At 63.2% G+C, this 7,902-nt stretch carries 8 protein-coding genes and 1 pseudogene; 6 read left to right on the forward strand and 3 right to left on the reverse strand.

What is annotated here, in order from left to right:
• Both JOY90_RS33800 and JOY90_RS33805 read left to right on the forward strand, forming a co-directional pair.
• A partial coding sequence (locus tag JOY90_RS33800) for a sigma-70 family RNA polymerase sigma factor (RefSeq protein ID WP_291695429.1) occupies nucleotides 1-459 on the forward strand: 459 nt, incomplete at its 5' end.
• A 692-nt stretch (nucleotides 460-1,151) separates the two neighbouring features.
• Nucleotides 1,152-1,577 carry an ATP-binding domain-containing protein gene (locus tag JOY90_RS33805; protein WP_291695430.1) on the forward strand — a complete coding sequence of 142 codons (426 nt, stop codon included), beginning with the start codon at nucleotides 1,152-1,154 and terminating at the stop codon, nucleotides 1,575-1,577.
• 193 nt (nucleotides 1,578-1,770) lie between these two features.
• Here JOY90_RS33805 and JOY90_RS33810 read toward each other — a convergent pair whose 3' ends face one another.
• A complete protein-coding gene (locus tag JOY90_RS33810) occupies nucleotides 1,771-2,007 on the reverse strand; it encodes a hypothetical protein (protein WP_291695431.1) in 237 nt (78 codons plus the stop codon).
• Between the two features lie 478 nt (nucleotides 2,008-2,485).
• Between JOY90_RS33810 and JOY90_RS33815 the strand changes: the two genes are divergently transcribed.
• The 3 genes from JOY90_RS33815 to JOY90_RS33825 all read left to right on the forward strand — a co-directional run bounded on the left by JOY90_RS33815 (nucleotide 2,486) and on the right by JOY90_RS33825 (nucleotide 5,084).
• Nucleotides 2,486-3,337 (forward strand): outer membrane beta-barrel protein, encoded by an 852-nt coding sequence (locus JOY90_RS33815; protein ID WP_291695432.1) that lies wholly within the window; start codon nucleotides 2,486-2,488, stop codon nucleotides 3,335-3,337.
• Nucleotides 3,338-3,611: 274 nt separating this feature from the next.
• Nucleotides 3,612-3,992 (forward strand): thiol-disulfide oxidoreductase DCC family protein, encoded by a 381-nt coding sequence (locus JOY90_RS33820; protein ID WP_291695433.1) that lies wholly within the window; start codon nucleotides 3,612-3,614, stop codon nucleotides 3,990-3,992.
• 135 nt (nucleotides 3,993-4,127) lie between these two features.
• Nucleotides 4,128-5,084, forward strand: coding sequence for a DUF817 domain-containing protein (locus JOY90_RS33825; RefSeq protein ID WP_291695434.1), 957 nt, complete (start codon nucleotides 4,128-4,130; stop codon nucleotides 5,082-5,084).
• A 749-nt stretch (nucleotides 5,085-5,833) separates the two neighbouring features.
• Here JOY90_RS33825 and JOY90_RS33830 read toward each other — a convergent pair.
• The gene (locus tag JOY90_RS33830; protein WP_291695436.1) at nucleotides 5,834-6,778 is read right to left on the reverse strand and encodes an OmpA family protein; all 945 of its coding nucleotides are present in this window, start codon (nucleotides 6,776-6,778) and stop codon (nucleotides 5,834-5,836) included.
• Between the two features lie 212 nt (nucleotides 6,779-6,990).
• Between JOY90_RS33830 and JOY90_RS33835 the strand changes: the two genes are divergently transcribed.
• Nucleotides 6,991-7,797, forward strand: a complete 807-nt coding sequence (locus JOY90_RS33835; protein WP_291695435.1) for a lytic murein transglycosylase — start codon at nucleotides 6,991-6,993, stop codon at nucleotides 7,795-7,797.
• A gap of 8 nt (nucleotides 7,798-7,805) precedes the next feature.
• On the opposite strand, the pseudogene JOY90_RS33840 reads toward JOY90_RS33835, so the two are convergent.
• Nucleotides 7,806-7,902 (reverse strand): annotated as a pseudogene (locus tag JOY90_RS33840) (carbohydrate ABC transporter permease); the annotation flags it as partial.

Genomic DNA, 7,902 nt, shown 5'->3' on the forward strand with positions numbered 1-7,902 from the left:
AAGATCGTGCGCACCTCGCGCCAGATGCTCAACGAGATCGGCCGCGAGCCGACCCCGGAGGAACTCGCCGAGAAGCTCGGCATGCCGCTCGAGAAGGTGCGCAAGGTCCTCAAGATCGCCAAGGAGCCACTGTCGCTGGAAACCCCGGTCGGCGACGAGGAGGATTCCCACCTCGGCGACTTCATCGAGGACAAGAACGCGATCCTGCCGATCGACGCCGCGATCCAGTCCAACCTGCGCGAGACCACCACGCGCGTGCTGGCCTCGCTGACGCCGCGCGAGGAGCGCGTGCTCCGCATGCGCTTCGGCATCGGCATGAACACCGACCATACACTGGAAGAGGTCGGCCAGCAGTTTTCGGTGACGAGAGAGCGCATCCGCCAGATCGAGGCCAAGGCGCTGCGGAAGCTGAAGCATCCGTCGCGGTCGCGGAAGCTGCGGAGCTTCTTGGATAATTGATTCAGCCTGTCACTGCCGGACTCGATCCGACAATCCGGCGTCATTAGCGTCAAACGGGACGGCGGGCGAAAGCCCGCCGTTTTCGTTTCTGACTAATCAGTCACTGGTTAGCAGCTAATCGATGTAAAATGCAATTAGTAATAGTATAAGCGAAGCGGCCCCATCGTCCGTCCGATACATCGTGAGATAACGGATCAAAGCAAGTGAGAGGGTGAGATGCCTAGCCAACGACACTCCGCTCCAACTGAGATGCCAGAAGCTGCTCCTTCCAAAGAAGTTGCCGCTTCTAAGGAAGAGCTATCAGTCTTGGAAAAGTTGTCTCACGGACTTTCGGGAACAATATCGGAGCTGGTGCGCCAAAGGCCGACCTTCGATCGGAGTAGTGGGGCAATAGAAATAGCTATACATGAATCTCGATACTCGACGCTTATAATCAGATAACTTTGTCCGGCGATCGACGACAGCAACTGCAGGCAATGGGAGCCACTGATTTGCGGAACCTATTTCCATTCGTTCCGCGGTCGTCTCGTAACCAGCTAGTGTTCCTCGATCATAATTTTCGGCAACGAGAGAATTTGCGAATTCTGAGTGCGGGAATTCGGTCTGTCTTACAAGGCGATGCAACTCCCACAGAAGATAGAGGGAAAGAGAAGCGGGCGGCTACGGTGCACACATTCAAGTCGCAAACCGCTATGGCCCAATTTGTGCTGCAGCGCCTTTTGACTGTTGATGCCTTTGCGACAGTTGCCGTGATTTTGCCCTCTGAAGCTGCTGCTCGCTGTTGGTACGATCTCTTAAATGAGGATTTGTCTGCTTACCATCGGCCCGCGTTACTTTCGCATCGCGACGATTTGACCCGTCGAAACGATATTCATTTTACTGAAGTGGTCGAAGCTAAAGGCTTAGAGTTTGACGTCGTCATAATCCCCGATCTGGCCATGTTCGAGCTTGAGACAGCAGTCGGATGTAACCAACTCTACGTCGCGATTAGCCGACCTAGACACGCATTGCTATTGGGGTGTAGTAATCGATCTCTTGAGGATGAGCCGTTGCGTCGGTTGCAGACGAAAGGCGTAGTTCGGGTCATTCCTTTAAGCGAGCACGCGTGGCCCGGATAAGCGTAAGCGATATCCGGATATTGCAGCAATACCCCGTCACTCCGCTGTCATGTCCCCGGCTTGACCGGGGCATCCAGCATGCCGCGGCTTTCTCGCCTGAAGTCGAGGCGTCTCTGGAATATTGGATCGCCCAGTCAAAGCCCGGCGACGACAGCGAGTCGAAGGGAGCCAACCGAACCCCCGAGGACCTCGCCTACTTCTTCTTCACCCCGACCCTGCTGATGCGCTTGATCGCGAGCGGCGGGCGGCCGCTCTTCTCGGCGATCTCGCGGTCCTGCTCCATGATGTAGCCGCGCGCTGGCTCGTCGCCGTCCAGGCCGCCGAGCAGCTCGGCGGGCACGCGCCGGTTGGAGCGCTGTGAATCGTCCTCATAGACGACGTTGAAGAAGGCGAACTCGCCTTTGGGATTGGTTCCGGGTTTTTTGGCCATGGCGGGCTTGTCCCCGATACGCGCGCCGCTGTCAAAACAAAGAGGCCGTCCTTTCTGCATGTTGCCGGCGTCATTTCGGCGGTTGTCATGGTATGCGCGCAACCCGTAGAGCGCACTGCGAGCGGTGTGTAGGATGGGTGGAGCAGCGCCGAAGCGCATGGCGCGAAGGCGATGCGATACCCATCGACCCGCGGACGATGACGGCGATGGGTTTCGCCGCTTTTCCTTTCCTTCGCAGACCGCGGGCAGCCGGGCGGCTCAACCCATCCTACGCAGCCGACACGTTCTAGCGCGAAATGATCAGGCTCCACGCGCATCCGAAGTGCCGGTTACCTGCCCCGCATCATCCAACACCCCGGCGGTATTTCGATTTCCAGCATTCCGCCACGAATGTGTCGGTCCCGCTACAGCAGTGGCGACTCTTTGACGTTACGGTGTGCACACTTTGGTGCATTTGTCTGATTCGTGGAGTTTGCGTATGCGTCGTGTTTTGTTGTCCGCCGTGGCCGTTGCCGCGGCGTTGTTGGGGACGCCGGTATTTGCGGCCGACATGGCGATGAAGGCGGCGCCGCTGGCCGCTCCCGCCTATACCGACTGGTCCGGTTTCTATGTCGGCGGCAACGTCGGCGCCGTCGGCGAGCATGCCTCGGGCACGTCGAACTTCGTCGATACGGCGTTTGCGCCGGCCTCGCCGTTCTTCGCCAATCCGCAGTCGAATTCGCTGTCGCCCTGGGGCGTCATCGGCGGCGTGCAGGTCGGCTACAACTGGCAAATCTCGCCGCGCTTCGTGCTCGGCGTTGAAGGCGATTTCGACTGGACCAGTTCGTCCTACAGCTTCTGCCGCCAGACCGACATCCGGTTCACCGGCTGCCTCGACGCGCCGCCGAACATCGACGGGGTCGCCAGCGTCTCCGGCGGCACCGACTGGATCGCGACCGCGCGCGGCCGCGCCGGCGTGACCTTCAACCAGTTCCTGCTCTACGCCACCGGCGGCGCCGCCTGGGGCGCCGTCAAGAGCACGGAGTCGCTGACCTGCCTGACCGACGGCTGCGGCGCCACCTCGACCCTGAGGCTCGCGGCGTCGTCCTCGAACACGCAGATCAAGTCGGGCTGGACCGCCGGCGTCGGCCTCGAAGGCATGATCTGGCGCAACTGGTCGGTGAAGGGCGAGTGGCTCTATGTCGACCTCGGCAACGCCACCGACACGCTGGTCACCACGGGCAATCGCGGCGGCACCGAGTCGGTGGTGTGGTCGCGCAGCGAGCACTACAACATCTTCCGCGTCGGCCTGAACTATCACTTCGGCGGCCCCGCCGCGGCGCATTATTGATCGCAGGCGACGTGATCTTGCGGAAAGCCCTGGCCTCGTCCGGGGCTTTTTCATGTGACACACGAGCGGTGCGAGTATTTGGGCAAGGACGTAGCCCGCATGAGCGATCTCGTCCGCCGAAGCTCGAAGAGCGACGGCGGAAGCGATATGCGGGACTTCATTCCCGGGTATCGCTCCGCTCACCCGGGCTACGACCCGCCGTCGTGGCGAAAGCCTCGATTTCGCCGGCTTGATCTTCGAGGCTCGCGTGCCGCGCCACCGAGTCCGAAAAGCCATGGCCGCTCCGCATCTCACCGTCTGGTACAACACCCGCTGCCCGGTCTGTAATGCCGGCATCGACTGGCAGCGCAACAAGCTGTTGTCCGCCGTGCGCGCCGGGCATCTCGCCTTCAAGGACATCAACGAGCAGCCCGACGCGCTTGCTTCCTACGGCGCCTCTGTCGATGACGTGCGCCGCCGCCTGCACGCGACCGACGAGGCCGGCCGGCTGATCGTGGGTGCCGATGTGGCAATCGCGATCTGGCGCGTGACGCCGGGCGAGGGCTGGCTCGCGACACTGCTCGGCAACTCCGTGATACGGCCGCTGACGCGCTTCGGCTACGACCGTTTTGCCGATCTGCTGTTCGCCTGGAACAAGCGGCGCGGGCACTGGTGAGGGAGACGTGCCGCCGCCGCGAGGCGGTGCGCTCCCTCTCCCCGTGCAGAACGGGGTGAGGTGAACCGAGTCTGCGGTTGCTCCGACCAACGGGCGCCATCCTGTTCTGCCGCGAAAGTCTAAGCGTTCGTCGAAATGCTCCCCCGCCAACGCGACTCATCCAAACTCCGCGCCGCCAGCGCCGCCGCGATCTGGGCGCCGCTGCGGCCGTTCATCGCCGGCGAGGCGCGGCTCGGCCGCGTCATGGCGCAGCGCGCATGGACGTCGGCGCTGTACGAGTTCGTCCGCTTCGGCCTGAAGCAGGGCTGGGCCTGCCTGTTCGGCGGCATCGCGGTCGCGCTGATGATCGCGACCTGGCGCTTCTATCCGGCACATGCGCCGCTGGCGCGCTATGATTTCCTCTTCCTGTGCATGATCGCGGTGCAGGCCACACTCCTCGCAACGAGGCTGGAGACCTGGGAGGAGGCCAAGGTCATCCTGATCTATCATCTCGTCGGCACCGCAATGGAGATCTTCAAGACCGCGGTCGGCTCCTGGATCTATCCGGAGCCGAACTTCTTTCGGATCGCCGGCGTGCCGCTGTTCTCCGGCTTCATGTATTCCTGCATCGGCAGCTATCTCTGCCGCGCCTTCCGCCTGTTCGATTTCCGCTTCACGCGCCATCCGCGACGCCTCGGCCTGGTCGTGCTCAGCCTTGCGATCTACGCCAATTTCTTCCTCGACCATTTCGGCATCGATCTGCGGCTCCTGCTGTTTGCGGCCGCCACGCTGCTGTTCTGCCGCACCACCATCCATTTCAAGGTCTGGCGCCGCTATCGCTCGATGCCGCTGCTGCTCGGTCTCGGCCTGGTGTCGCTCTTCATCTGGTTCTCCGAGAACATCGGCACGTTCACCCGGACCTGGCTCTATCCGTCGCAAAGCCACGGCTGGGCGATGGTGTCGCCGGCCAAGCTCGGCTCCTGGTTCCTGCTGCTGATCATCAGCTACACGCTGGTCAGCCTGATCAACCCGCCGCGGGTCATGTCCGCGCAGGGGGACCTCGCCGATGAAGCGGATGGCGCCGCCCTGCCGCGCCGTGCGAAGGCGGGGTGATTCGCCTGTCAATCTGCGGGTGGATGGCGATCCGACGGTTCGAGAAGGCAGGAAGGCGTCGGAAGCAAGTTCGTCAAAACAGAAAGTTCATGAAACGCTTCAAGCAGATGGCCGCTGCCACCCCGGTTCGCGCGATTTTTCTCTTTCTTTTTACCCGAAATGTATGCGAAGATGCGCCATCCCGCCCCGGCAAGAGGGACGTTACGGCCGTTCGTCACGAAACGTGGGGCGGGGATGCGATGGACGCGGATGGTGTCGCCCGACGAGCGATGTCGACGCGGACTGCGAAGGCGTGTGGTCCTGATATCCCGACGCTGATATCAAGTCTCGCGGGACCGATCCGCGGGGCGATGGTGGCCAGAAAGCCCGGCGCACCAGGGAGAGCGCGCTATACGCGTTAACACCATCGCGCGGGGAATGCCGGTTGCTCCGGCTGAACCTGTGGTGACTGCCGCCTGCGTTTCTTGTTGCAGGCGGGCCATGGGGGCAGCCAGCCTCCGGCATTCCCCGCGCCCTCTTGATGATCGAGGGTGATCGACATGAGCAACTCGGGCGCGCGGGCGTCGCGAGAACACGCCTCCATGTGTTCTTTGGAATCGTGGTGGCAACACAGCCGGTTCGTAGGGCGGGCCAAGCGACGCGTGCCCGCCACGCCGAGCAATGATGTCGAGAGACCGTGGGCACGTCGCTCCGCGCGATGCGAAGCATCGTCGCGTTCGCGCCTTGGCCCACCGTACAAACGACGAACCTCACGGCTGCACCAGTTCCACCCGTCGGTTCAGGGCGCGGCCCGCTTCGGTGGCATTCGAGCCGACCGGGGCAAGGAAGCCGAGGCCCGCAGTGCGCAACCTCGGCTGCGTGACATGATAGGTCCGGACCAGCTCGGCTGCGATCGCCTCGGCGCGTCGCTTCGACAGATCGAGGTTGTATTCATGGGTGCCCTGGTTGTCGGTATGGCCGACGATGAAGACGTTGAGCTGCGGCTGGCCGTTGAGGAGCTTGGCGATCTGCTCCAGCGTCGGCCGGCTCTCGGGCCGGATCACCGCCTTGTCGGTGTCGAAATAGATGCCGTAAAGGGCGATGTGGCCGGAATCGCCCAGGCCTTTCGCCATGGCGGCGGCGTCGACCATCTTGTTCGAGACTGCGCCGAGCTCGACCACTGTGAGCTGCGCGGTGATGTCCTGGTTGTTCTGGCTGACCAGCACGCTGGCATAGGTCTCGCGCCCGCCGTCGCCCTTGCGGCCGGCGAAATAGTGATAGTTGAAGCCGTCAACCCACATCTGCGGTACCGGCAGCGCGTCGATCGCCTCGGTGAACGGAATGGCGCCGCAGGCGTCGGTGTCGCAGGCGAGAAGCGTCTCGAAGCCGGCCTTGGCAAGTTGGCTCTCGAAATTGCGGGACACTTCGAGGATCGAGGGGCCGGCCTTGGTGCGATAGGCGATGCGGGTGACGCGGCCCTCCAGCCGCCGCGCGTCGGCCGGCTGGCCATCCTTGAAGGGCGCGGCCTGCACCTGGGCGGCGTCGAAATCCTTGGCCTGATAGCCGGTGATGACGCTGCCGCCGAAGCGGCCGATGCCCGGATAGTCCCTGGCGCCGATGACGTCGCGGGTCTGCGCCTGCGCCTGAGGCACGATGGAAAGCCAAAGCGTGGCGACGAGCGGTCCCAGCAACCGGCGGGCGGTGAGCATCGGCATCAGCATGAACTCCGGATATGGCAAGATGAAAGCCCGGGTGGGATAAAGGCTGACCGCGATATCGGCCATGCGGCAGATTGTTCCAAGACGAACGAGCAGGATCGCGCTTGCCATGGCATTCCATCGCCTGCGCTGGCAGGGCGCCGGAAAATATGGCTATTGTCCCCTCCCGCCTTTTGCCCGTCGGGCTGCCAGCACAGGACCCCGTCCCAATGGCTTTGATTCGCGCATTCGCCTGCTTCACGCTGCTTGCCGTCACGACCCCGGCCTTCGCCGCCCGCTGCGGCGGCGACTTCAATTCTTTCCTGAACGGCATGTCGGCCGATGCGCAGGCTGCCGGAGTCTCGCAGGGCGTGATTTCGCAGGCGTTCGGTGGCCTGTCACCAGATGGCGCCGTGCTGGCTTTCGATCGCCGCCAGCGCTACACCTTCAACAAGACCTTCGAGCAGTATGTCGCGACCCGCGTCGGCCCCGGCCGCATCAACGGCGCACGTGCGCGGTTGCAGCGCCATGCCGCGCTGCTGGCGCGGATCGAGCAGCAGTTCGGCGTGCCGCGCGAGATCCTGGTTGCGATCTGGGGCCTGGAGAGCGATTTCGGCGGCGGCGACATGGGCAAGCTGCCGGTGATCCGCACGCTTGCGACATTGGCGCATGACTGCCGCCGCTCCGAGCTGTTCCAGGGCGAACTGATCGCCGGCTTGAAGATCCTGCAACGCGGCGACCTGCCGCTGCGCGATTTGATCGGCGCCTATGCCGGCGAGATCGGGCAGACCCAGTTCCTGCCGTCATCCTACATCAAGTACGGTGTCGATTTCGACGGCGACGGCCGCGTCGACCTGCGCCACAGCGTGGCCGACGTGCTCGCCTCCACCGCCAATCTGCTGCACACCAACGGCTTCAAGATGGGCGGTGACTACCACGAAGGCAGCGCCAATTTCGACGCGATGCGCGAATGGAATCACGCGGTGATCTACCGAAAGACCATCGCCTATTTCGCCGACCAGATTGCGGGGCGGTGATGGGTCGTTCAGCCGCCCTTCACCGCGCCGGCCGTCAGCCCCGCCACGATCTGGCGCTGGGCGAAGATCGTCAGCAGCAGCACGGGAAAGGTCACGATCAGGGCG

Source organism: Bradyrhizobium sp. (assembly GCF_019242285.1).
GTDB lineage: Bacteria > Pseudomonadota > Alphaproteobacteria > Rhizobiales > Xanthobacteraceae > Bradyrhizobium.